Source organism: Campylobacter concisus, assembly GCF_002913225.1.
Taxonomy (GTDB): domain Bacteria; phylum Campylobacterota; class Campylobacteria; order Campylobacterales; family Campylobacteraceae; genus Campylobacter_A; species Campylobacter_A concisus_J.
The window spans coordinates 35258-59146 of record NZ_PPAW01000072.1; the positions used below are offsets into that span (position 1 = coordinate 35258).

The 23889-nt window shown below is 38.6% G+C and carries 21 protein-coding genes and 5 tRNA genes; 1 reads left to right on the top strand and 25 read right to left on the bottom strand.

Features of this window, described 5'->3' with window-relative positions; genetic code table 11:
• Nucleotides 1–10: 10 nt before the first annotated feature.
• From rpsG to CYP26_RS10010, 20 genes are all read right to left on the bottom strand, one after another.
• A complete protein-coding gene (rpsG, locus tag CYP26_RS09915) occupies nt 11–481 on the bottom strand; it encodes a 30S ribosomal protein S7 (RefSeq protein ID WP_103631265.1) in 471 nt (156 codons plus the stop codon).
• 78 nt (nt 482–559) lie between these two features.
• Nucleotides 560–955 carry a 30S ribosomal protein S12 gene (rpsL, locus tag CYP26_RS09920; RefSeq protein ID WP_002941121.1) on the bottom strand — a complete coding sequence of 132 codons (396 nt, stop codon included), beginning with the start codon at nt 953–955 and terminating at the stop codon, nt 560–562.
• Nucleotides 956–1035: 80 nt separating this feature from the next.
• Nucleotides 1036–2169: a beta-aspartyl-peptidase gene (gene iadA / locus CYP26_RS09925; RefSeq protein ID WP_103631266.1), complete on the bottom strand. Its 1134-nt coding sequence runs from the start codon at nt 2167–2169 to the stop codon at nt 1036–1038.
• A complete protein-coding gene (gene nhaC, locus CYP26_RS09930) occupies nt 2166–3578 on the bottom strand; it encodes a Na+/H+ antiporter NhaC (RefSeq protein ID WP_103631267.1) in 1413 nt (470 codons plus the stop codon). Before nhaC ends, iadA begins: the two co-directional genes overlap by 4 nt.
• A gap of 135 nt (nt 3579–3713) precedes the next feature.
• Nucleotides 3714–4103 carry a DoxX family protein gene (locus tag CYP26_RS09935; RefSeq protein ID WP_103631268.1) on the bottom strand — a complete coding sequence of 130 codons (390 nt, stop codon included), beginning with the start codon at nt 4101–4103 and terminating at the stop codon, nt 3714–3716.
• A gap of 133 nt (nt 4104–4236) precedes the next feature.
• Nucleotides 4237–8751 carry a DNA-directed RNA polymerase subunit beta' gene (gene rpoC / locus CYP26_RS09940; protein ID WP_103631269.1) on the bottom strand — a complete coding sequence of 1505 codons (4515 nt, stop codon included), beginning with the start codon at nt 8749–8751 and terminating at the stop codon, nt 4237–4239.
• Nucleotides 8738–12883, bottom strand: coding sequence for a DNA-directed RNA polymerase subunit beta (rpoB, locus tag CYP26_RS09945; RefSeq protein ID WP_103631270.1), 4146 nt, complete (start codon nt 12881–12883; stop codon nt 8738–8740). Before rpoB ends, rpoC begins: the two co-directional genes overlap by 14 nt.
• 117 nt (nt 12884–13000) lie before the next feature.
• Nucleotides 13001–13378: a 50S ribosomal protein L7/L12 gene (gene rplL, locus CYP26_RS09950; RefSeq protein ID WP_009294518.1), complete on the bottom strand. Its 378-nt coding sequence runs from the start codon at nt 13376–13378 to the stop codon at nt 13001–13003.
• 27 nt (nt 13379–13405) lie between these two features.
• Complete coding sequence (gene rplJ, locus CYP26_RS09955; protein WP_103567743.1) at nt 13406–13891, bottom strand: 50S ribosomal protein L10; 486 nt, start codon at nt 13889–13891, stop codon at nt 13406–13408.
• Nucleotides 13892–13995: 104 nt separating this feature from the next.
• Complete coding sequence (rplA, locus tag CYP26_RS09960) at nt 13996–14697, bottom strand: 50S ribosomal protein L1 (RefSeq protein ID WP_103631271.1); 702 nt, start codon at nt 14695–14697, stop codon at nt 13996–13998.
• 59 nt (nt 14698–14756) lie between these two features.
• Nucleotides 14757–15182 carry a 50S ribosomal protein L11 gene (gene rplK / locus CYP26_RS09965; protein WP_021092996.1) on the bottom strand — a complete coding sequence of 142 codons (426 nt, stop codon included), beginning with the start codon at nt 15180–15182 and terminating at the stop codon, nt 14757–14759.
• 10 nt (nt 15183–15192) lie between these two features.
• Nucleotides 15193–15726, bottom strand: a complete 534-nt coding sequence (gene nusG, locus CYP26_RS09970; RefSeq protein WP_180385147.1) for a transcription termination/antitermination protein NusG — start codon at nt 15724–15726, stop codon at nt 15193–15195.
• Nucleotides 15727–15738: 12 nt separating this feature from the next.
• Nucleotides 15739–15918 (bottom strand): preprotein translocase subunit SecE, encoded by a 180-nt coding sequence (gene secE / locus CYP26_RS09975; RefSeq protein WP_002941070.1) that lies wholly within the window; start codon nt 15916–15918, stop codon nt 15739–15741.
• A 17-nt stretch (nt 15919–15935) separates the two neighbouring features.
• A tRNA-Trp gene (locus CYP26_RS09980) sits at nt 15936–16011 on the bottom strand.
• A gap of 19 nt (nt 16012–16030) precedes the next feature.
• Nucleotides 16031–16189, bottom strand: a complete 159-nt coding sequence (gene rpmG, locus CYP26_RS09985; protein ID WP_002941157.1) for a 50S ribosomal protein L33 — start codon at nt 16187–16189, stop codon at nt 16031–16033.
• Between the two features lie 53 nt (nt 16190–16242).
• A complete protein-coding gene (tuf, locus tag CYP26_RS09990) occupies nt 16243–17442 on the bottom strand; it encodes an elongation factor Tu (protein ID WP_002941132.1) in 1200 nt (399 codons plus the stop codon).
• A 72-nt stretch (nt 17443–17514) separates the two neighbouring features.
• A tRNA-Thr gene (locus CYP26_RS09995) sits at nt 17515–17589 on the bottom strand.
• A 124-nt stretch (nt 17590–17713) separates the two neighbouring features.
• Nucleotides 17714–17790, bottom strand: a tRNA-Gly gene (locus tag CYP26_RS10000).
• Nucleotides 17791–17797: 7 nt separating this feature from the next.
• A tRNA-Tyr gene (locus tag CYP26_RS10005) sits at nt 17798–17882 on the bottom strand.
• A 52-nt stretch (nt 17883–17934) separates the two neighbouring features.
• Nucleotides 17935–18010 (bottom strand) — tRNA-Thr (locus CYP26_RS10010).
• A gap of 257 nt (nt 18011–18267) precedes the next feature.
• Between CYP26_RS10010 and CYP26_RS10015 the strand changes: the two genes are divergently transcribed.
• Nucleotides 18268–18516 carry a flagellar biosynthesis protein gene (locus CYP26_RS10015; RefSeq protein ID WP_103589490.1) on the top strand — a complete coding sequence of 83 codons (249 nt, stop codon included), beginning with the start codon at nt 18268–18270 and terminating at the stop codon, nt 18514–18516.
• Here CYP26_RS10015 and CYP26_RS10020 read toward each other — a convergent pair.
• From CYP26_RS10020 to CYP26_RS10040, 5 genes are all read right to left on the bottom strand, one after another.
• Nucleotides 18513–19007, bottom strand: coding sequence for a transglutaminase-like cysteine peptidase (locus tag CYP26_RS10020; protein ID WP_223228736.1), 495 nt, complete (start codon nt 19005–19007; stop codon nt 18513–18515). The two genes, CYP26_RS10015 and CYP26_RS10020, sit on opposite strands and share 4 nt — an antisense overlap.
• A 121-nt stretch (nt 19008–19128) precedes the next feature.
• Entirely contained in the window at nt 19129–19764 is a 636-nt protein-coding gene (locus CYP26_RS10025) for a response regulator transcription factor (protein ID WP_103631272.1), read from the bottom strand.
• A gap of 17 nt (nt 19765–19781) precedes the next feature.
• A complete protein-coding gene (locus CYP26_RS10030) occupies nt 19782–20279 on the bottom strand; it encodes a DUF5416 family protein (RefSeq protein ID WP_103631273.1) in 498 nt (165 codons plus the stop codon).
• Nucleotides 20279–21745, bottom strand: a complete 1467-nt coding sequence (locus tag CYP26_RS10035) for an HlyD family type I secretion periplasmic adaptor subunit (RefSeq protein WP_021092966.1) — start codon at nt 21743–21745, stop codon at nt 20279–20281. The genes CYP26_RS10030 and CYP26_RS10035 overlap by 1 nt, the downstream gene beginning before the upstream one ends.
• 2 nt (nt 21746–21747) lie before the next feature.
• A complete protein-coding gene (locus CYP26_RS10040) occupies nt 21748–23886 on the bottom strand; it encodes a type I secretion system permease/ATPase (protein ID WP_021085509.1) in 2139 nt (712 codons plus the stop codon).
• Between the last annotated feature and the right edge of the window lie 3 nt (nt 23887–23889).

The window sequence follows — 23889 nt, forward strand, 5'->3', positions numbered from 1 at the left end:
TAATTCTTTCTTACCAGCGGTAGTGAGCAAATGCTTTATTAGCCTCTGCCATCTTGTAAGTATCTTCCTTCTTCTTGAAAGATGCACCTTTTGAATTTGCCGCATCTAAAAGCTCATTTGCTAGTTTATCAACCATTGTTCTTTCGCTTCTTTTTCTAGCAAAAGTTATAAGCCAGCGGATAGCAAGAGCTTGTTGGCGAGCTGGGCGAACCTCAACTGGTACTTGATAAGTAGCACCACCAACACGGCGTGATTTAACTTCTAAAATAGGTTTTACATTTTCGATAGCGTCGTTAAAAACGTCGATGCCTTTAACCTCAGTATTTTTCTTTTCGATAGCTTTAATAGCACCATACATTATCTCTGTAGCAACGCTTTTTTTGCCATCATACATAAGAGAATTAATAAATTTAGTGATTATTTTATTTCCGTAAATCGGATCAGGTAAAACTTCCCTTACAGGAGCTTTTCTTCTTCTCATTTTGATTTTTCCTTCAAATTTTTATGAAATTTTACTCAAACATTTGCAAATTTAAGCAACGTCTGCGAACCTAATTTTTTACTTTTTTGGAGCAGCAGCGCCAGCTTTAGGGCGTTTTGCACCATATTTAGAACGAGAAACTGTTCTTTTTGCAACACCAGCAGTATCAAGTGCGCCACGAACGATGTGATATTTAACACCTGGCAAGTCTTTAACCCTACCGCCGCGAACTAAAACTATACTGTGTTCTTGTAGGTTGTGACCTTCACCGCCGATATAGCTGATGACTTCAAAACCGCTTGTAAGCCTAACTTTGGCAACTTTCCTCAAAGCTGAGTTTGGTTTTTTAGGAGTTGTAGTATAAACCCTAGTGCAAACTCCTCTTCTTTGAGGGCACTCTTTTAACGCTGGAGATTTTGACTTAACAGTCACTTTCTTGCGTTCATTTCTGACCAATTGATTTATGGTTGGCACAATAATTCCTTTCAACTAAATTTATTAAAAAGACCTAATTTTATTTAAAAAAAGCTTAAATAACGGTTAATAAGTTAGACTTATTCATAAGTTCCTTTTTTTATAAAACCACTGTCATCTTTTAAAATTTCACCCTTTGCAACGACAAATTTAATCTCAAATTTCTCATCGATTAGCAAAATATCTGCATCGTAATTTTCCTTTATCTCGCCTTTTTTGTTTTGCAAGGCCACGCTTTTTGCCACGTTTGTCGTAAAATATGGCAACGCCTCCTCGATGCTAAAGTCATCTTTTACAAAATTTATAAACTCTTCATATAGGCTCTTAACGCTAGCGATGCCAATTTTTAGTAAATTTCCGTCGCTATCATAACTAGAGTAGCTACCAAAGCCGTCTGAGCTGATGGTTATCTTATTTGTCGGTAAATTTTCTTTTTTGATGCGCTTTACAGCCTCAAGTGGCGTAAGTCCTGGCATGCAGGTAAAGTCGATATAACCGCCGTCTTTTATAAATTTAAAGCTTTGTTTAAAAAGCTCCTCGTTTCTATTTACGTGCGTTGGCTGAAATAGTGTGATCGGCATGTCGTACTCATTTAGCACTTCGTAGATCAAATTTAAACCCTTCTTGCCATCACCCATGTGAAGCGTGGTATGTCCTGACTTTGAGCTGATCATACCAGCCACCCTGCCGGCTGAAACGATGTGAGCGAGCTCATCTTTGCTTACACTTGATGAGCGGTGGTCGCTTATGGCTAGCTTGGTGCCAATTATCGGATCAACAAAGACAATATCTTTTTCGATCTCGCCAGTTATAGTTGGCGTTTTAGAGCTATATGCGCCCGTGTGAGCATAACATGTGATACCCTCGTCGTTTAGTGCGTGTGCTTTTGCGACCAAATTTTCAACGCTTCTTGTCGTGCTGTCAGTTCCAAGTAGGCCAACTGCTGTCGTTATGCCAGCTTCTATTAAATTTGAAAGCATGATCTCAGGCACCCTAGTCTTAAAGCCGCCCTCTCCGCCGCCTCCAGTGATATGCACGTGCTTATCAACAAGACCTGGTATGGCTATTAAATTTAAAGCATCGATCACCTTTACATTTGGCAAATTTGGCTCTATATTTTCAGCTATGCAGACGATCTTGCCATTACATATAAATATATCTTTTTTACCTAGAAATTTTGGCGAGTAAATTTTGGCGTTTTTTATAAGTATCATTTGGCATCCTTGTTTATCTTAGCTATGCCGATGCCAGTGATTGCTAAAATGATAGCAAAGACAACGCCCATGTAGTTTAGTATCGCCCATGGCAAATAATCTGCCGTTGGCACACCAAGTGTAGCTGTCATATATGCGCCTGCTGCTGACCAAGGGATGAGTGGGACGATAACGGTGCCAGAATCTTCAAGTGTTCTTGATAGGTTTTTGGCTGCTAAATTTTTCTCTTTATAAAAGTCCTTAAACATCTCGCCAGGGATAAGGATAGAAAGATATGAGCTACCTGTGACAAATGCGACAGTTAAGCATGATCCAATAGTCGAGATGATGACGCCTGCTGCTGATTTGACCTTCGCCATAATAGTGTGAAGCACCTTTGTAAGCATGCCGGTTTTTGAGATGATGCCAGCAAAGCCCATAGCGCAGATGACTAGGATAGTTGTTGAGTTTACAGAGCTCACGCCGCCTCTATTTAGAAGTTTAGTGATATCTTTTGAAAACTCCATATTAATGCCGCTCATAGTGACGTTAAAGCCAGTCATCACTGAGATAAAGCCATTTTTAAAGCTAAAATCTTGAACTATAACTCCAAGAAGCACTGAAAATAGAGAAGCGATGATCATTACAGGTATCGTTGGCCACTTTAGCACCGAGCCAGCCAAGACAAAAAACACAGGCAAAAGCAAGATGATGTTCCAGTGAAAAATTTTATCAAGCTGACCTTGAAGCGCCAAAACCGACTCTGAAACATTTGCGCCACTACTTGCAGCCTCGCTTCCAAAAAATAGATAAGCTGCTACCGCAACGATAGTTGCTGGGATGGTCGTATAAAACATGTGTTTGATGTGTTCATAAAGCTCTGAGCCAGCTGCTATCGGAGCTAGGTTTGTCGTGTCTGAGAGTGGGGAGAGCTTATCGCCAAAGTATGCTCCTGCGACTACCGCACCAGCAGTTGCTGCTAAATTTACATCAAGACCTTGAGCTATGCCCATGATAGCGACGCCAACTGTGCCAGCAGAACCCCAAGATGTGCCAGTTACGGTTGAGATGATAGCTGCGATGACAAAAGCAGTTAGGACTAGATACTGCGGACTTATAAGATCTACGCCGTAGTAGATGATCATAGGGATGGTGCCTGAAAATACCCACGAGCCAATAAGCAGACCGACTGCCCAAAGTATCATAAGCGCTGGCAATGAGCTAGAAATTTTCTCTATCACCCCTTCTTGAAGCTCGCTCCAACTATATCCTAGCCTCCAAGCGATGCCACCAGCCACGAGGGCTGCTATCAAAATGATCGGCTCAACCTTTAGTTTCATATAACCAACGCCAAGCGCAAGGCCTACGATCATAACCAAAATAGGCGTAAGGGCCAGCAGAAACGAAGGCTCTTTTTTTATAGAGTTCATCATGTGTCCTTTAAATTTGAGTTATTTTTGAATTTAAAGGCTAGAAACTTAAATTGTTATAAAAAAATAAAATAAAATTAAAATTTAAATAAAATGTGTGAAAATTTAGCACATTTAATATGTGCCAAATTTAGATCAGTCTTGCTTGATAGCGTATTTACCACTACCAGTCGAGACGATGCAAAGTGATATAGCGATATAAAGATATATAAGCTCTGCTTTAAAGCCATTTACATTAGTTAGTTCAAGTAAATTTGATAAACCAAAATATGAATACAAAATGACAAGACTAGAGCCAAAAACTAGGAGCGCGCCAAGCCTTGAGTAAAAGCCAACAGCGATCATTATAGGGGCTAAGACCTCGCTAAGATAGGCAAAATATGCCAGAAAACTAGGTAGCCCAGCATCAACCAAAATGCTCTTTACACCGCCAACTCCGTGTAAAATTTTCCCAAAGCCGTGCATAAAAAGGCAAATTCCAAGACCTAGGCGTAGAAATAAGAGTCCAAGATCGACATTTTTCATAATATCTCCGTTACATATTTTTAGTCATGGATTTTATTTAATATTGATTAATGGCTTGTAAATTTTGAAATTTTCTAAATTTAAGTGGGTAAATTTATGAGAGGTTTAAGCCCCAAAAGCGGGGCTTAATATATTAGTTTTCTTTGATCTTTATCTTTTTGTCCTTGTAAAAACCAGTACCAACTGGGATCATACGTCCAAGGATGACGTTCTCTTTTAGATCTTCAAGATAGTCAAATTTAGCAGCGATTGACGCTTCTGTTAAGACCTTAGTTGTCTCTTGGAATGACGCAGCAGAGATCACACTATCACTTCCGATAGCCGCTCTTGTGACACCAAGAAGGATCGGCTCAGCGATAGCTGGCTCGCCACCCATTTTCATGATGCGCTCGTTCTCTTCTTTAAATTTGTTTCTTGAAACCATGTCGCCAACGATGAAATTTGTATTTCCACTATCGACGATTTTGACTTGGCGAAGCATTTGAGAAACGATGATCTCGATATGCTTATCAGCGATCGCAACACCCTGGCGGCGATAAACTTGCTGAATTTCACTGATCAAATAGTAGTGAAGCGCCTTTTCACCAAGAATTCTTAAAATATCGTGGCTTGAGATAAGTCCGTCTGTTAGTTTCTCGCCAGCATGGACAAATTCGCCGTCTCTTACTTGGATCTGGCGGCTCTTCTCGATCAAATACTCAGCCGTCGTGCCATCTTCTGCTTGGATGATGATGCGCTCTTTTGAGCGAAGTGGCTTGTCAAATCTAACAACGCCATCGATCTCTGCAACGATAGCTGTATTCTTAGGACGTCTTGCTTCAAATAGCTCACTAACTCTTGGAAGACCACCAGTAATGTCTTTTGATTTAGCAACAGCTTTTGGAGTCTTAGCCAAGATGTCAGCTTGTGCCACTTCATCGCCACTTGAAACAAAGATCGCAGTTTTTGGATCAAGCGGATACTTGATCAAATGTCCGCTCTTTGTAGTGATAATGATCGCTGGTTTTACGCCACTTGGCAAATACTCGTTGATAACAAGACGTCTTTGACCAGTTGCCTCGTCAGCTTGCTCAGTCGCGCTATATCCTGGCTCGATATCCTCAAAGATAACCACACCAGCCTCTTCTGCGATAGTTGGAGTTGAGTATGGATCCCACTCAGCGATTATTAGCTTGTCATCTTTTTCAGGTAGTGAGACCACTGTCGCTCTTTCTACCGCATCATTATCTGATACTTGGATGATAGAATTTCTTGGGATGTAGTGGCGAACTGCCTCACGTCCGTCCTTGTCAGAAACGACAACAAAGAAGCCTTTTTCAGTTACTTTGTGACCTTTTTTGATATCTTTTAGTCTATCAAGGAAGTCACCTTTTAGTATGAAAAATTTAACCACACCATTTGCATCTGCGGTGATCTTTCTAGTTACTGGATCGCCGTCTGAAATTTTAAGCTCACTTGCGTATGGGATACGATTTGGAACGTTCCAGCCCTCTTTTATGATCTCGACGATACTCTCATTCTCTTTTACCTTGTCGCCATTTGCATAAGGGATATACATCTTGCCTTCGATCTTACCGCTAACGCCAGCTAGTTCGTTTGGTTTAGCAAGGTCGTTTCTTCTGATAGTATATTTGATCTCTTCTTTTTTGCCTTTGATAACGATATTTACGTCTTCGTGAGCATATTCGATCTCGATTTTACCATCAATTGTTGATTTTATCTTTGGCTCAACAAGTAGCACAGCTGCACTTCTTCTGTTTGCAACGATTTTCTTGCCGTTGTTCTCGTATGTACTAAGGTTGTAATACCTAATAAAACCCTCTTTTTGAGCGATGACTTGGCGGTCTTGTTGCTCAGTAGAAGCCGTACCACCAATGTGGAATGTTCTTAGCGTTAGCTGAGTACCTGGCTCACCGATTGATTGAGCCGAGATGATACCGACAGCCTCGCCTGGTTTTACAAGTTTGCCCTCACCCAAATTTAAGCCGTAGCATTTTGCGCAAACGCCTTTTGGCGCCTTGCACGTGATAGGTGTTCTAATACTTACTGATTTTATGCCAGCTTCTGTTATAGCCTTAGCTTTCTCTTCATCAAGTAAAGTGCCTTCACTAAATAAAATTTCATTTGTTATAGGATCGATCACATCATCTGCCAAAACACGGCCTAATACTCTCTCTTCAAGGCTCTCTATTAGCTCGCCACTCTCTGTGATATCTGTGATCTCAACACCTTCGTGAGTACCGCAGTCGTGCATTGTGACTTTAACGTTTTGAGCAACGTCAATCAGCTTTCTTGTTAGGTAACCAGCATTGGCAGTTTTTAGCGCGGTATCTGCAAGACCTTTTCTAGCTCCGTGGGTTGAGTTGAAGTACTCCATTATGTTTAGACCTTCACGGAAGTTTGAAATGATCGGTGTTTCGATGATCGAGCCATCTGGTTTTGCCATAAGACCACGCATACCGGCTAGCTGACGAATTTGCGCTGCACTACCTCTCGCACCAGAGTCTGCCATCATATAAATTGAGTTAAATCCGCCCTTATCATTTTGGATAAGCTTCATCATCTCACTTGCAACACTATTGTTTGTATCAGTCCAGATATCGATGATCTTATTGTATCTCTCACTATCTGTTAAAAGACCGGCACCGTATTGTTTTTGAATTTCACGAACTTTTTTCTTAGCTTCGTCGATATATTTTTGCTTGCTATCTGGCACGATGATGTCTGCGATAGAGATAGAAATTCCCGCTTTTGTAGCATATCTAAAGCCTAAATTTTTAAGCTTATCAAGGAAGTCAGCCGTTACTTCAAGGCCGCCATTTCTATAAACATAATCAACCAAATTTGCAATGTCTTTTTTCTTCATGATCTTATTCCACATATTTTCAGGGACAAAATCAGGTAGTATCGCTCTTAGGATCAAGCGACCAGCCGTTGTAAAGATGATCTTGTTATCAACCATTGTCTTAATTTTAGCGTGAAGGCCAAGAGTATTAGCCTCTTCAGCGATCATTACTTCATCAACGCTTGAGAAAATTTTATTTGCACCTTTTTCGTCATTTCTCTCTAGGCTTAGGTAATAAATTCCCAAAACCATATCTTGTGAAGGGACTGTGATAGCCTTACCACTTGCAGGAAGCAAGATGTTCATTGAGCTAAGCATCAAAATTTTACACTCAGCGATAGCCTCTTGAGATAGTGGTACGTGAACAGCCATTTGGTCACCGTCGAAGTCAGCGTTGAACGCCGCACAAACTAGTGGGTGAAGCTGGATCGCCTTGCCCTCAACAAGCACTGGGTGAAACGCTTGGATAGAAAGCTTGTGAAGTGTTGGAGCACGGTTTAGCATGACTGGATAGTCTTTAACAACCTCTTCTAAGCACTCCCAAACCTCATTTGTCTTATCTTCTATCATCTTTTTAGCTTGCTTAACGGTTGTCGCATAGCCTTTTTCTTCAAGGCGAGCAAGCAAATGTGGCTTGAATAGCTCTAAAGCCATCTTCTTTGGAAGACCGCACTGATCCATCTTTAGCTTTGGACCAACGACGATAACAGAACGTCCAGAGAAATCAACACGCTTACCTAGCAAATTCTGACGGAAGCGGCCTTGCTTACCTTTAATGATCTCGCTTAGTGATTTTAGTGGGCGTTTATTTGCACCTTTTACTGCATTTGCTCTGCGGCCATTATCAAATAGCGCATCAACAGCCTCTTGAAGCATTCTCTTTTCGTTTCTTATAATGATCTCAGGTGCGTCAAGCTCAAGCAGGCGTTTTAGACGGCTATTTCTATTTATTACACGGCGATATAGATCATTTACGTCCGAAACAGCAAATTTACCACCATCAAGATTAACAAGTGGTCTAAGATCAGGCGGAAGAACTGGTAAATTTGTTATCATCATCCACTCTGGGCGGTTGCCTGAATTTAAAAAGCTCTCGATAACCTTTAGACGTTTTACGATAGTCTTTTTCTTGGCCTCAGAATTTGTAGCCTCCATCTCTTCTTGTAGCTGATTTAAAATTTGAGTTAGGTCAAGCTCAGCTAGCATATCATAGATGACCTCGCCACCCATTCTAGCGCTAAAGCCAGTTTCTTCATATCTTGAAGCCAGGCTTTGATATTGCTCTTCGTTTAAAACGTCATATTTTTCAACTTTTTTAGAATTTTCATTGTCATAATAAGCCTCGCCAGCATTATCAACAATATACGCCTCATAGTAAAGTACGCGCTCGAGGTCTTTCATCTTGATACCAAGAAGCGCACCTATACGGCTTGGCAAGAAATTTACATACCAGATGTGAGCCACTGGAGTTACAAGCTCGATGTGACCCATGCGAGAACGACGAACTTTAGATGTTGTTACTTCAACGCCGCACTTTTCGCACTTGATGCCCTTATAACGCATCTTTTTATATTTGCCACAAAGACACTCGTAGTCACGGATCGGTCCAAAAATTTTGGCACAAAACAGACCGTCACGCTCAGGTTTTAGCGTGCGGTAGTTGATAGTTTCTGGTTTTTTAACCTCGCCATAACTCCAAGATTTTATCTTCTCAGGACTTGCTAAACGAAGTTGGAAAGCTTCAAAATCACGAGGTCTATGCTCTTCTTTTATCTCAACTGGTTTTAAATTAGTTAGTTTCATTTGTCTCATCCTCATCATATACTTCCACATCAAGAGCTAGTGATTTTAGCTCGTTTGTTAGAACAAAGAACGTCTCAGGGATACCAGTCTCAGGAACGTTTTCACCTCTTGTTAAAGCTTTGTAAGCAGAAAGTCTTCCCTCAACATCATCTGATTTTACAGTTAGCATCTCTCTTAGTGTATGAGCAGCACCATAAGCCTCAAGTGCCCAAACCTCCATCTCACCAAACCTTTGACCACCAAATAGCGCCTTACCGCCGACTGGTTGTTGTGTAACAAGGCTGTATGGTCCAGTACTTCTTGCGTGAACTTTTTCATCAACCAAGTGGTGAAGTTTTAGCATATACATACAACCAACATTAACGCGTTCTCTTATCTTTGAGCCTGTGCGTCCGTCATATAGCTCAGTTTTACCATCGCTATCTATCTTTGCCATCTCAAATAATTTTGCAAATTCGTCAGCTTTAACGCCTTCAAAAATCGGAGTTGCAAATCTTACGCCATTACTCCAATCTTTTGCATACTCAAGAAGCTTCTCATCATTCATCTTACCAAGAGCTTTTTTAGCGTCCATTAGCTTAGCAACACTTGCGATCTCTATCATCTTAGCTCTTAGCTCTTTTATCCACTCACCTTTTTTAGTCTCAAAAATTTCATTGATCTGCTCGCCTAAGCGGTAGCCAACAAGACCAAGGTGGCTCTCTAAAATTTGACCGATGTTCATACGGCTTGGAACGCCTAGTGGGTTTAGCACGATGTCTACGATCTGACCGCTTGGAAGATACGGCATATCGACTTCTCTAACTATGTTTGAAACGATACCTTTGTTACCGTGACGTCCAGCCATCTTATCGCCAACTTTTAGTTTGCGTTTTGTAGCTATATAAACTTTTACAAGTTTTACAACACCGCTTGGTAAAATGTCATCTTTCTCTAAAATTTCTATCTTAGCGTCGTGCTCTTCTTTGAGCTTTTTCTTCTCGTTTTGGAAGTAATTTTTTAGCTCATCATATTTCTTTTGGATATCTTTTGAAAAGCTCTTTACTATAGCATTTAGGGTAAATCTGTTGATATTCTCAAAGTCAGCCTTGTTGATCTTTGAGCCCTTTTTATACTCTTTTTTATTTACCTCTTGATCGCTCGCTAGTGGGTTTTTAGATAGAAGCGCTGTGACTTTTAGCATCTCTTCGCGATCTAGCATAAGTAGTCTATCGTGGTGCTCTTTTTCTAAAAGTGTCTTCTCCTCTTCATAAGCCTTGTTTGTTCTGCTATCTTTTTCATAACCTTTTTTGGTAAAAATTTTAACATCAACAACAACGCCTTCCATTGAAGCTGAAGCATAGAGTGATTTATTTACCACGTGGCCAGCTTTTTCGCCAAAGATCGCACGAAGTAGCCTCTCTTCTGGAGTTGGCTTAACCTCGCCTTTTGGCGATACTTTGCCAACTAAAATCATACCAGGCTTGATCTCTGTGCCGATTTTAACGATACCGCTTTCATCAAGGTGCATAAGCTCCTCTTCTTTGACGTTTGGTATATCTTTTGTTATCTCTTCAACGCCGTCTTTTAGCTCACGAGCTTCGATCTCTTTTTCATAGATATGAACGCTTGTAAAGGCATCTTCACGTATCATTTTTTCACTAATAACGATCGCATCCTCGTAGTTGTAGCCATTCCAAGGCATAAACGCGATTAGTGCGTTTTTACCGATAGCTAGCTCGCCTTTTTCCATACTTGGACCATCAGCTATGATTTGATTAGCAACGATCTCATCGCCTTTTTTAACGATCGGATGTTGTGAAAATGTCGTATTTTGGTTTGTTCTTAAATTTTTCTCTAAAGAGTAGTGATCGATATATGGACCAGCTTCATCTTCACCAAGGATAAAGATATTTTTATTATCAACCTTTTCAACCACGCCGCCTCGTTTTGCTTTTACGCTCTCCCAAGCATCTCTTGCGATAACGCTCTCCATGCCTGTTCCAACAATAGGGGCAGTTGAACGAAGTAGCGGCACTGCTTGACGTTGCATGTTTGATCCCATAAGCGCACGGTTGGCGTCATCGTGCTCTAGAAATGGGATAAGCGAAGCTGCAACACCAGCTATCATACCAGAGCAAAGGTCGATCAGGGTAACATCTTCTCTACGAGCAAGCATCATCTCGCCCTCTTTTCTAACCTCGATCAAGTCCTCAACGATATGTCCATTTTCATCAAGTTTAGTTGATGCTGGGGCGATAACATTGCCCTCTTCTTGAGTTGCAGTTAGATAAACTATCTCATCAGTTACCTTGCCATCAACGACCTTTTTATATGGCGCTTCAACAAAGCCAAGGTCATTTACTTTTGCATAAGTTGAAAGGGTGTTAATAAGACCGATATTTTGACCTTCTGGAGTCTCAACCGGACAAATTCTGCCGTAGTGAGTTGGGTGAACGTCACGCACCTCAAAGCCAGCACGCTCTTTTACTAAGCCACCCTCGCCAAGCGCAGATAGACGGCGCTTGTGAGTAACCTCACTAAGTGGGTTTGTCTGATCCATAAACTGGCTTAGCTGACCGCCTGTGAAAAATTCCATAATTGTCGCTGTGATCATTTTTGGATTGATAAGATCATAAGGCATGATCTCATCAGTATTGTTGCTTAGACTTGTAAATTTATCACGGATAGCCTTTTGCATCTTAACAAAACCAAGGTGAAGCTCACTAGCAAGTAGCTCACCGATAGATCTTATACGGCGGTTGCCAAGGTGATCGCGGTCATCAATGTGGCCTTGTCCGTTTTTAACTTTTATAAGATATTTTGCAGTTTTGATGATATCTTCGCTAGTTAGCAAAGTAACATACTCTGGCACATCAAGCGAAAGCTTGTGGTTCATCTTCATACGACCAACTTTTGTTAGGTCATATCTTTCAGGGTTAAACAATATATCATTTACAAAGCTTTTTGCGGCCTCTTTAACTACTGGCTCGCCAGGTCTCATAACCTTATAAATTCTAATCGCAGCAAGGTCATTTTCATCATCAACACCCTCAGTTTGTTTTAGAACTTTAAGCATATCATTGTCAGCGATAAATGAATTTATAATAGCGTCGTCAACACCGGCTGCAGAGTTGTTTATGATCTCGATACTTTCATACTCAGCTAAAATTTTGGCAAGTTTATTCTCATCAAGAGCAGATAGTGTATCATATAAAATTTCGCCGCTTTCTGTGTTTATCACAGGGTTTGCCAAATATCTACCAATAAGTGCTTCGATCGGATACTCGACAAATTTAACGCCATCTTCTATTAATTTATCAGCTTTTTTCTTTGTTAGACGCTTGCCAGCTTGGTGAAGAACATCACCCTCTTCATTTTTTATATCATACTCAACTCTTCCTAGATAATCCTCTGGATTGAAAAGAGTTAAAAATTTATTATTTTTAATAACTAAATTTTGTATCGGATAAAATAGCTTAATAATGTCTTGTTTTTTATATCCTAATGCCCTAAACAAGATAGTTACAGGCACTTTTCTGCGCTTATTTATCCTAACATATAAAATATCTTTTGTGTCATATTCAAAGTGCAACCAAGAGCCACGATCTGGGATTATTTGAGCTGTATAGATAAGTTTATTTGCAACTGTCGCACTCTCTTCTTGTTTAAAGATAACGCCAGGGCTTCTATGAAGTTGATTTACAACAACACGTTCAACGCCATTTATAATAAATGAAATTCTATCTGTCATCAACGGAATTTCACGTATGAAAATTTCTTGCTCTTTTATATCTTTAACACCAACTTTATCACCGGTCTTATCATCTTTCTCATGGACGATAAGGCGTATTTTCATTTTTAAATTTACAGAGTATGTAAGACCTCTTTCTATACACTCTCTGATTGTATATTTTGGTTTTCCAATCTCTGAGCTAACATATTCTAAAGTCAAACGATTTTGCGGATCATGTATAGGAAAAATCGACTTAAAAACTTTTTCGATACCGCTTTCTGTCTGATTGTTATTTAGATTTAAAAAATTATCAAAGCTCTTTTTTTGTAGTTGTAGTAGGTTCGGAACGTCTATCTCTTTAACGACATTAGAGAAGTCAACTCTAAGACGATTTCCTGAGTATAAGCTATTTAACATTGCATCTACCTCGTGGTAATTTTGAAAGAAAAGTATAGCCTTTTACAAGGCATCTAAAATTTAAAAAAGAGAGAGCCTCTGCCCTCTCTTGAAATATTAAGCCTAAATAATAAAAAATTATTTAAGTTCAACCTTAGCACCAGCCTCTTCAAGCTCTTTTTTAGCTGCTTCAGCTTCGTCTTTGCTAACGCCTTCTTTAAGAACAGATGGAGTTCCCTCAACTGCGTCTTTAGCCTCTTTAAGGCCAAGACCAGTAAGTGCTCTAACAACCTTAATAACGTTGATTTTCTTATCACCAGAATCAACAAGAACGATGTTAAATTCTGTTTTTTCTTCAGCAGCAGCTGCACCACCAGCAGCAGCTGCACCACCAGCTACCATTACAGGAGCTGCACTAACACCAAATTTCTCTTCGAACTCTTTTACAAGTTCGCTAAGTTCAAGTACAGAAAGATTAGATATAAACTCTAATACGTCTTCTTTTGTAATTGCCATTTTTAATCCTTATTATTTTTAATTTAATTAAGCTGATTGTTCTTTTTTCTCTTTAAGCGCATTCAAACCAATTGTGAAATTTTGAATTGGCGCATTCCAAACTTGCAAAAGCATCGCAATAAGCTCATCACGGCTAGGCATTTTAGATAGAGCTTTAACTTTATCAACGCTTGCAACTTCGCCATCAATATATGCTGTTTTAATTTTGAAAAGGTCAGCATTAGCCTCTTCAAATTTTGCGGCTACTTTAGTTACTGCTAATTGATCTTCACTCCAAAGATAGATGTTTGTATCTTTAAGTTCCATTCCGACTTTATCAGAATTTTTAAGAGCAATATTTGCAAGAGTATTTTTAATAACTTGAACTTTTACATTTTGTTCTTTTGCAGAATTTCTTAAAACTTCAAGTTTTTTAACTGAAAGACCACGATAGTCACAAACTACAATAGCTTCAGCAGTTTTAAATTCACTCTCTAATTTTGCAACAACTTCAGTTTTTTCGTTACGTGTCACTTTTTCTCCTTTCCGACCGGTAATTTCAAGCAGAGCGGGTCGAATCAATTAAGCCCAAGGGCCTCGGCTATCTCCAATCTAAGATATAAAATTTCTCTAAATTCTTATTTTAAATCCATAACTTCTTGAGTATCAAGAGATATAGATGGGCTCATTGTTAAAGACAATGAAGCATTTTTAACATATCTGCCTTTTGCAGCAGCTGGTTTGTGTTTATTTATTGCTTTTATAAATGTTGAAATGTTTTCACAAAGCTGCTCTTTTGTAAAATTTACCTTACCAAGACCAGCATGGATATTTCCTTGTTTGTCAACACGGAAATTTACTTGACCACTCTTTGCATTGTTTACAGCTTGGGCAACGTCCATTGTAACTGTTCCAGTTTTTGGGTTTGGCATTAAACCTTTTGGTCCTAAAATTCTACCAACTTTACCTACAAGACCCATTAAATTTGGAGTAGCTATAAGAACGTCAAAATTCATTATGCCTTTTTGAATATCTTCAACCAAATCATCCGCGCCAACGATATCAGCACCAGCAGCTTTAGCCTCATCAGCTTTAGCATCTTTTGCAATTACAGCAACTCTTACAGTTTTACCTGTACCAGCTGGTAAAACAACTGAACCACGAACCATTTGATCAGCATGTCTTGGATCAACGTTTAATTTTAACGCGATCTCAACTGTTTCATTAAATTTAGCAGAAGCTAGAGCTTTAACTGTATCGATAGCTTCACTAAGGTTATAAATTTTATCTTGCTCTACTTTTTTGAGCAATTCTTGAAATCTCTTACTAGTTTTTCCCATAAATTTCTCCGCATATAAATTGCTTCCGTCTTTTGAAAATCAACCTGACGGTAAAGGTTTTAGTCTATTACTTCGACACCCATTGAACGAGCTGAACCAGCAATAATCTTAGCTGCTTGCTCTTTATCATTTGTATTTAAATCAACAAGTTTTTTCTCAACTATTTCTAAAACTTGAGCTTTTGTTAATTTACCTACTTTATTTTTTAAAGGATTATCTGTTCCTTTTGTTATACCTGCAGCCTTTTTGATAAGGTCCGTAGCAGGTGGTTGTTTAGTGATAAATGTAAAACTTTTATCAGCATAAACAGTAATAACAACTGGGATATTAAATCCAACCATATCTTTTGTTTTTTCATTAAAGGCTTTACAAAATTCCATAATATTAACGCCTTTTTGTCCTAATGCTGGACCAACTGGCGGGCTAGGATTTGCTTTTGTTGCGGCAATTTGTAATTTTATTTCACCTATAACTTTTTTAGCCATTTCTTGCTCCTTAAATTATCTTCTCAACTTGTGAATACAAAATATCAACAGGGGTACTTCTACCAAAAATAGAAACATTGAGTCTAAGCTTGCCATGTATCATATCGTATTCTTCAACAATACCTGTAAAGTTAGCAAAAGGACCTTCTGTTATGCGAACGCTTTCACCATCCTCAAAAAATATTTTAGGTTTTGGTGCCGCTCTTTTTTGAACTTTCTCCAAGATAGTATTTATATCTTTTTCAGTCAGTGGCGTAGGCTTTTTAGCCTCACCGATAAAACGCCCAACCTTTGGCAAAGACTGAATCTTATGCCAAAGAGCCGTATCAAGATCTAAACATGCAAAAGCATATCCAGGATAAAGAGTTCTTTCATTAATTTTTTGCTTACCGTTTTTTATCTCTATTACGTCTTCTGTAGGAACGATAACTTCTTTTAGTTGATCTTCAATACCGTGATCTCTAACTAAATTTTCAATTCCTCTTTTTACTGCCATTTCGCTACCAGCGTAAGTTTGTATAGCATACCATTTATGTGACATTATCTTTTCCTCATTCTATATAACTTTAGAAAGAACAAAGGACATAATAACATCAACAAGAGCTAAAAAAAGTGAAACAACAGCGACCACGATAAAAACTGCAATAAAAGCATTTCTAATTTGTTCTTTAGTAGGAAAGATAACCTTCATTATTTCCAATTTAGATAGCTTTATATAATTTATAAATTTTTCCATAATCTTAACCTTAATTGTGGCAGGGCAAGAGGGATTCGAACCCCCAACCATTGGATTTGGAATCCAGCGCTCTACCGTTGGAGCTATTGCCCTAATAGCTACTTATTCTTAATTAGCTTTTTAACTTAACTTCTTTATGAACAGTATGTTTTTTTAATCTTGGGCAATATTTTTTGAGCTCAACCTTATCTGTAGTGGTTTTGCTGTTTTTTGTAGTAGTATAATTAATATCACCACACTCAGAGCATTTTAAACCGATTTTAATTCTCATATATATTCCTTATAGAAAGCCAAAGGGTTTCCCCTTTGGCATAATTTTATAAATTAACCAAGTATTTTTGAAACAACACCTGAACCAACAGTTCTACCACCTTCACGGATAGCAAAACGAGTTCCTTCTTCAAGTGCAACTGGAGCTATAAGCTCAACAGAAATTCTTACGTTATCACCTGGCATAACCATCTCTGTGCCTTCTGGTAATGTAATAGAACCAGTAACGTCAGTTGTTCTTACGTAGAATTGTGGTCTATAGTTATTAAAGAAAGGAGTATGACGACCACCCTCTTCTTTAGTTAGGATATAAACCTCGCCCTCAAATTTTGTGTGAGGAGTAATTGATTTAGGTTTGCAAAGAACCATACCACGTTCAACGTCTTCTTTTTTAGTACCACGAAGAAGAACACCAACGTTATCGCCAGCTTCACCTTGATCCATCTCTTTTCTAAACATCTCAACACCAGTAACTGTTGTTGTTTGTGTAGGTTTGATACCAACGATTTCTATAGTGTCACCAACTTTAACAACACCTTTCTCAATTCTACCTGTTACAACTGTACCACGACCTGAGATTGAGAAAACGTCTTCGATTGGCATAAGAAGATCTTTATCTGTAGCACGAACTGGAGTTGGGATATAGCTATCAACTGCATCCATTAGTTCCATAATTTTTGCTGACCATTCACCATCTTGTCCAGCTTTTGCCTCTTCAAGAGCTTTAAGTGCTGAACCAGAAACTATCGGAGTATCATCACCTGGGAAGTTATACTCGTTAAGTAGTTCGCGAATTTCCATTTCAACTAGTTCAAGTAACTCAGCGTCATCAACCATATCTGCTTTGTTCATGAAAACAACAATGTAAGGAACACCAACTTGGCGAGATAGCAAGATGTGCTCTCTAGTTTGTGGCATTGGGCCGTCTGCTGCAGAAACAACAAGAATAGCGCCGTCCATTTGAGCAGCACCTGTAATCATATTTTTTACATAGTCGGCGTGACCTGGGCAGTCGACGTGAGCATAGTGACGTTTCTCTGTCTCATACTCAATGTGTGAAGTAGCAATTGTAATACCACGCTCTTTCTCTTCTGGAGCATTATCAATATTATCATAATCTTTTAGCTCAGCAAGACCTTTGCGTGAAAGAACAGCAGATATTGCAGCTGTTAAAGTAGTTTTACCATGGTCAACGTGACCGATAGTGCCTATGTTTACGTGTGGCTTGTTGCGTGAAAATTTTTCTTTAGCCATCTTTTCCTCCGTTATGATATGTGTCTTTATCTAATTCAAATTCGTATAGTAATATAAAATCATATAAACCAGTGGAGCTCATAGCGGGACTTGAACCCGCGACCTCTTCCTTACCAAGGAAGTGCTCTACCTCTGAGCCATATGAGCGAAAAACGCTTGGCTGAGATGATTTTAATCAACATACAAACAACTAAAAATTCATGAAAATAAAGATGGAATAACTGTGTTTAGTAAAATCTAGATACAGCTCCCAGTTTACTTTCCCAAATTTTGGAGCGGGAAACGGGGCTCGAACCCGCGACCCTCAGCTTGGAAGGCTGATGCTCTAGCCAACTGAGCTACTCCCGCATAACAATGGTGGTGAGACGTGGATTCGAACCACGGAAGACATAGTCAGCAGATTTACAGTCTGCCCTCGTTGGCCGCTTGAGTATCTCACCTTAAACATTAATAAGTTATTTTGGTATTTTCTGGTCAAACACTGTTACAAAATGGAGCTGGTGAACGGACTTGAACCGCCGACCCACTGCTTACAAGGCAGTAGCTCTACCAACTGAGCTACACCAGCACCTGTTTTGTGAAGTGGCAATTATAGCCCAAAACAAAATAAAAGTCAAGGAGATTTTGAAAAATATTTTATCTAATTTTTTTGCAATCAAAAATTAGATGAAATTTACAAAAATTTCAAAAACAGCCACTAGTATGAGCCCCTTCTACCAAAAATCAAAGATAAATTTTACATATATAAAATTTCATATTTTCATAGTTTTATTTTTTTTAAAAGCTAAAATTTCTATAATTACGAAAAATTACAAAGGATTTAATATGCAATTTTTACCTTGGGCGGTAATTTTACTGCTAATTTATGTGATCTACTTCTTGATGATCCGCTATGAAAAAAAGATAGCAACATTAAGTAAAATGATCGAGCAAAACAGTGATGGCATCAAAGAAAATAGAGACCTTATAGGTCAAAACAGATCGTTAATCGAGAAAAATAAACACAGCATTGAGAAAAATACCAAAGATATTACAACAAATGTTGAAAAAATAGACATCGACTTGGAAGATTAATTCTTCCAAAATTTCTCTTCTTTTTCCTTTTTTATCAAATTTTCGTAAGTTTGCATTCTTATATTTACTGGCTCTAAATTTATGCCATCTTTTTTTATCTTAAAATATTTTCCATCCATCAAGCAATACTCTGGCACCAGGTCGTAGCGCTTCGAAAGTGGCAAAACTCTAAAGCTTAAATTATCTAGTATCAAAGGCTCTTTGTGTAAATTTTCCCAAACAGCTAGCACCATATGATATTTTTTCGTATTTTTTTCCTGAACGACTAGAAGACATTTTTGATTATCTACACCAAGATCTTTTAGGCTATCACGCTTTGATATCGCGTACTCCTCGCAGTCTCCGCCACCTCGCCTTAAAAACTCGCTTCTAGTGCTCCACACATCGACATTTGTATTGTAAAAATCATCATATCTTGGCATTAAGGAATTTAAGTATGAATTTATGAGTTCTAGCTTTCTTATAAAGCTTTCGTGTTCTATTTTTTTCATAAAATTTGCATAGTGATTTAGGATATTTTTGCAAATTTGATTTTTGCATTGAGATATATTTTTTGGAGAAATTTCAAAATTATTTGCAAAAAGTGAAGAGACAAAAAAAAGAAGCAAAATTTTACGCATGTAGCTGCTTCATCAAAAGTACAAGACCTATTCTATCTTTCACATTTAGTTTGCTATAAATCGACGTGGTGTGTGCCTTTACTGTCCTTAAAGTAATGCCTGTTTGCTCTGAAATTTCATTGTTTGTTAGACCTTGATAGATTAAGTTTGCGATCTCTTTTTCACGTGAGCTAAGCTCGCTTAGATCAGACTTTTTCTCCAAAGTTTCACTTTCATTATTTATATATGAGCCAGTTAGCTCTCCGATCATCGCTTGGATAAATTCTGGATAAAGCCAAACTTTGCCATTTAAAATCGTCTCAAAGGCATCTTCAAAGTGAGTTTTTCTCATGTGTGAGTTTGCATATCCTTTGACACCAAGAGCCAGCAGATGTTTGCCTTCACTAAATTTTGGTTCGTTTGCAAGGATTAGACATTTTATATTTGGAAAAGTTTCATGAATGGTTTTAATATTTTCATCAAGGCTATCTTTAAAAGCGTTTGTATCGATACCGACGATATCAACCTCGTCGTTTAAATTTGCAAAAAAATCTTTTTTATTGTGAGTAAATTTCACATCTTCATCTGAAAAATACCCTCGCCAAAGATTATTAAGCGAACCATTTTGAGTAAAAAAAACCACATTCATAACCATATTTCCTTATATCACATATAGGTTTGCTCGTAAATTTTTGACTCATTTACGAATACTATCACGTGGCGCTCCTTGCCACTATTTGCCTCAAATTTATAACTAAAAGTAGATAAGAATTTCTCAACCACTTCTTTGCCTTCTTTTAAAAAGATACTCATCTCAAAACAACCATTTGATATGGCATATCTATATGGCACACTAAGAGATAGTAAATTTAGATCAAAGTCCAAGCTATCACTACTTTCATCGTAGCCGCTAATAGATATCTTGATGCTCTTTATAAGCTCATCTTTAATCTCTACGCCAGATAAATTTATACAATTTTCTCTTTTTAAATTTATCATCTCGTCAAAGCTTTTTTCACAGTCTTTAAAGAGAAATTTAACTACCTCTCTTCCGATTAGATCGCATATTTTGCCATCATTTACAATGACAAATTCATCAGCCAACTTCGCTCTTGAAATTTGATATTCGCTAAAATTTCGCTCAAAGCTAGCTGATTTTTGCATTATCGCTCCGTTAAAGCGTTTTGTTTTGCTTTTAAGATAGGTTTTAGCAGATAGTCAAGTATCGTCTTTTTACCAGTGATGATATCAGCTGAAACTATCATACCAACCTTGATCCTAAGTGGCTTCTCTTCGCTGCCAAGATAGTTTTTCTCAGTTTCTATCCTGACTAGATAGTAGCTCTCGCCTGTTTTTTCATTTGTCTCGGTATCGGCACTGATCTGCGTTACTTTGCCTTTTAAGCCGCCATAAATACTAAAATCATACGCCGTAAATTTAACCATCGTATCAAGTCCAGGTCTTAAGAACGCAACATCGGCTGGCTTAACCTTTACCTCAGCGATGAGCTTATCTTCTAGTGGGACGATCTCAGCTATGTTTTCACCAGGCTTGATAACGCCAGAGACTGTATGCACCATCATCTTACTAACGATACCATTTACTGGAGATCTTACATAAGTTCTTTCAACCCTATCACTTAAGCTAATTTGCGACTCGTTTATCCTTGCGATCTCAGCAGAGACTTCGTTTAGCTCTTTCTTTGCATTGTTTTTAAATGCCAGTTTTGCCTCTTCTATCTTGTTTTTTGCCTCTTTTATGGTTGATTCAACCCTTGGCACAGCAAGCACAGATGCGTCAAGCTCGCCCTTTAGGTCATTTACACGTCTTTGAAGCTGGATATACTCGACCTCACTAACAAGACCTTTTTTAAAGATAGGCTCCATGATCGCCTTCTCTTTTAAGACAAGATTGTAACTATTTTGAGTTTGAGAAATTTTGTTTCTAAGCTCGGTTAGCTCACTTTGGCGCTGGTGAATTTGCTCTGTTAAAATTCCTATTTGCTCGTTTAGGTGATCGATGTTTGAGTTATGCAAACTTATCTCGTATCTTACAGCCTTGCTATTGTTCGCATCCCTTGTTTCGTTGTAGTCAAATTCTTTATCATTAGCTTCAGCATCAAGCCTCATAAATTTAGCCTGAAGCTCATCAAGTCTTAGCTTTGACTCGCCGTAGCTACTTGTAAAGTTTTTATTATCAAGCCTGATCAGAATTTGATCTTTTTTAACTTCATCGCCCTCTTTTACAAAAATTTGATCTACGATACCACCCTCAAGGTTTTGTATCGCTTGGTTTTTGCCTGATGGGATGATCTTGCCGCTACCTCTTGTTATCTCGTCTATCTGTGCCCACGAAGCCCACAAAAGTAGCCAAAATACAGTTATGCTAACTGCATAAAGTATCTTTTTTGATGTTGATGGAGCCTTTGCCAAAACTGCTTCTGAGAGGCTTGACATAAATTTCAAGTCATAAGCGTCGTAGTTTTTAGCTTGGATGTTTGACTTGATGCCATCTACGCTATTTAAAATTTGATCTCCAGCGCTCTCTTGCTCTTTTATGTCGCTTTTTTGAACCGGCTTTTCGTCTGGCTTTAAATTTTCATTTTGTTGATTTTTTATATCTTCTTGCATAATCACTTCCCACTAAGTCTAGCTAAAACTTCGTCTCTTGGACCATCTAGTAAAATTTTGCCGTTATCCATCACTATGAGCCTATCAACAAGATCAAGCATCGATGTTCTGTGAGTTACTAAAATCATAGTTTTATTTACGGTATTTACCTTTAAATTTGCTTTTAGCTTGCTCTCAACAGTATTATCAAGCGAATTTGTAGGCTCGTCAAGCAAGATGATAGGACTATCAAGCAAAAATGCCCTAGCCACAGCTATACTTTGACGCTGACCACCACTGATGCCATCGCCCCTTTCAAAGACAGGCATATCAAAACCAAGTGGGTGAGCATTGACATATTCATCAACGCCACTTACCTTAGCCGCCTTAATGATCTGCATATCATCGACATAAGGAGCTTTTTGAACGATATTTTCTCTAACCGTTCCTTTAAACAGCACAACATCTTGTGGCACATAGCCGATATTTCTTCTAAGGTCAGCTGGGTCTATCTGGTTGATATCTATACCATCAATTAGCACTGAGCCTTCAGTAGGCGCGTAAAGACCTAGGATTATCTTTTGTAAGGTTGTCTTACCAGAGCCATTTCTACCGATGATGCCTACTTTCTCACCCGGTTGAATGACAAAATTTATCCTATCAAGTGAGCCTTTTGTGGTGTCTGGATAAGTAAAGCTAACGTTTTTAAACTCTATCTTGCCATCAAAAGAATTTCTTCTAACAAATTTCTTGCCCTCAGGTCTTTCAACTGGCATCTGCATGATCTTGCTAAGGCTTTGATAAGCTGTCTTTGTCTGCTCGAAATTTGCAGCTAGTGAGGCTACTTGACCCATAGGGGCGATCGCACGAGAACTAAGCATAACAGCAGCGATCAAACCACCCATAGTAAGGTGCGTATCTTGTATCATATAAACGCCAAGAACGATGATAGCGATAGTGTTTAGCTGTACCAAAAATGACGTGACAGTCGTGATTGAAGTGGTGATTATTTTTGATTTGATACTTCTATTTGCTATCTCGCCAGTCGCCTCTTCCCAGTTCCACTGCACATGGCCACTAGCACCAAGAGTTTTAATGGTCTCTAAGCTGCTAAGGCTCTCTATCAAAATTCCATTTTTCATAGCTGAAGCTTCAAATGTGCTTTTAATCGCGTTTTGAAGCGGATCTTTTATAAAAAATGTGTAGCACAAAATAGCTATCATGATAACAATAGGCACAAGCACAAGGTAGCTTCCTATAAAGTAGGTAACTATCAAGAAGATTAACGCAAATGGCAGATCCACAATGGCAGCAAGCGACGCAGATGAGAAGAAATTTCTAACTGTGTCAAATTCTTTCAAGTTGCTAGCAAATGAACCAACCGACTTTGGCTTATTGCTAAATTTCATATCCATGACGCGCTCAAAGAGGATCGAGCTCATGATGATATCACTCTTCTTGCCTGCGATCTCAAGAAAATATGAACGAACAAATTTTAAAAATAGATCGATGCCATAAACGACGCTCACGCCAAGCGCTAGAACCCAAAGTGTCTCAACTGCGTTATTTGGCACAACGCGGTCATAGACGTTCATCGTAAAGAGTGGGCTTGCAAGGACAAATAAGTTTATGATAAAGCTTGCTATCACGACGTCAAAGTAAATTTTCTTAGAGCGCTTTAAAGTGCCCCAAAACCAGTGGTCATTGCCAGCGTCGATAAGCTTTGTCGAGCTTGTATCTTCTGGGACAAATTCACGTTTTAGATAATAAGCATAGCCTAAATACTCATCTTTTAGCTTACTTGTTTCTATCGTACTAGTGCCAGTTGAAAGATCAGGCGTGATGATGTTTGCCATCTTTTTGTCTTCGCTGAAAGATTGCAAGATGCAAGCTTTTTTGCCTCTAAGCATCAAAATGCAAGGCAAAACTAAAGGCGAAATTTGATCAAGATCTTTTCTGACAAGCGTCGATGCAAAACCAGCACGTGAAGCTGCACGAGAAAATAAAGACTTCGAGCTCTTTAGTGAAAAAAGCTCGATCTCTTCGCCATCTTTTACAGGCAGACCGATAGTCAAAGCATCGGCACTATATGGGTTGTTATGAAGTTTAGTAAAGATCACCAAACATTGAAGCAGTTCGTCTTTTATCTTATCGCTATGCATCTA

Coding starts and splice junctions, on each gene's coding strand:
- CYP26_RS10040 (WP_021085509.1), bottom strand. CDS start 23,886: ATGCATAGCGATAAGATAAAAGACGAACTGCTTCAATGTTTGGTGATC.
- secE (WP_002941070.1), bottom strand. CDS start 15,918: ATGGAAAAATTTATAAATTATATAAAGCTATCTAAATTGGAAATAATG.
- CYP26_RS10020 (WP_223228736.1), bottom strand. CDS start 19,007: ATGAAAAAAATAGAACACGAAAGCTTTATAAGAAAGCTAGAACTCATA.
- CYP26_RS10035 (WP_021092966.1), bottom strand. CDS start 21,745: ATGCAAGAAGATATAAAAAATCAACAAAATGAAAATTTAAAGCCAGAC.
- rpoC (WP_103631269.1), bottom strand. CDS start 8,751: ATGAAACTAACTAATTTAAAACCAGTTGAGATAAAAGAAGAGCATAGA.
- rplL (WP_009294518.1), bottom strand. CDS start 13,378: ATGGCAATTACAAAAGAAGACGTATTAGAGTTTATATCTAATCTTTCT.
- tuf (WP_002941132.1), bottom strand. CDS start 17,442: ATGGCTAAAGAAAAATTTTCACGCAACAAGCCACACGTAAACATAGGC.
- CYP26_RS10015 (WP_103589490.1), top strand. CDS start 18,268: ATGCAATTTTTACCTTGGGCGGTAATTTTACTGCTAATTTATGTGATC.
- rpoB (WP_103631270.1), bottom strand. CDS start 12,883: ATGTTAAATAGCTTATACTCAGGAAATCGTCTTAGAGTTGACTTCTCT.
- rpsG (WP_103631265.1), bottom strand. CDS start 481: ATGAGAAGAAGAAAAGCTCCTGTAAGGGAAGTTTTACCTGATCCGATT.
- CYP26_RS10030 (WP_103631273.1), bottom strand. CDS start 20,279: ATGCAAAAATCAGCTAGCTTTGAGCGAAATTTTAGCGAATATCAAATT.
- nhaC (WP_103631267.1), bottom strand. CDS start 3,578: ATGAACTCTATAAAAAAAGAGCCTTCGTTTCTGCTGGCCCTTACGCCT.
- iadA (WP_103631266.1), bottom strand. CDS start 2,169: ATGATACTTATAAAAAACGCCAAAATTTACTCGCCAAAATTTCTAGGT.
- CYP26_RS09935 (WP_103631268.1), bottom strand. CDS start 4,103: ATGAAAAATGTCGATCTTGGACTCTTATTTCTACGCCTAGGTCTTGGA.
- CYP26_RS10025 (WP_103631272.1), bottom strand. CDS start 19,764: ATGAATGTGGTTTTTTTTACTCAAAATGGTTCGCTTAATAATCTTTGG.
- rplK (WP_021092996.1), bottom strand. CDS start 15,182: ATGGCTAAAAAAGTTATAGGTGAAATAAAATTACAAATTGCCGCAACA.
- rpmG (WP_002941157.1), bottom strand. CDS start 16,189: ATGAGAATTAAAATCGGTTTAAAATGCTCTGAGTGTGGTGATATTAAT.
- rplA (WP_103631271.1), bottom strand. CDS start 14,697: ATGGGAAAAACTAGTAAGAGATTTCAAGAATTGCTCAAAAAAGTAGAG.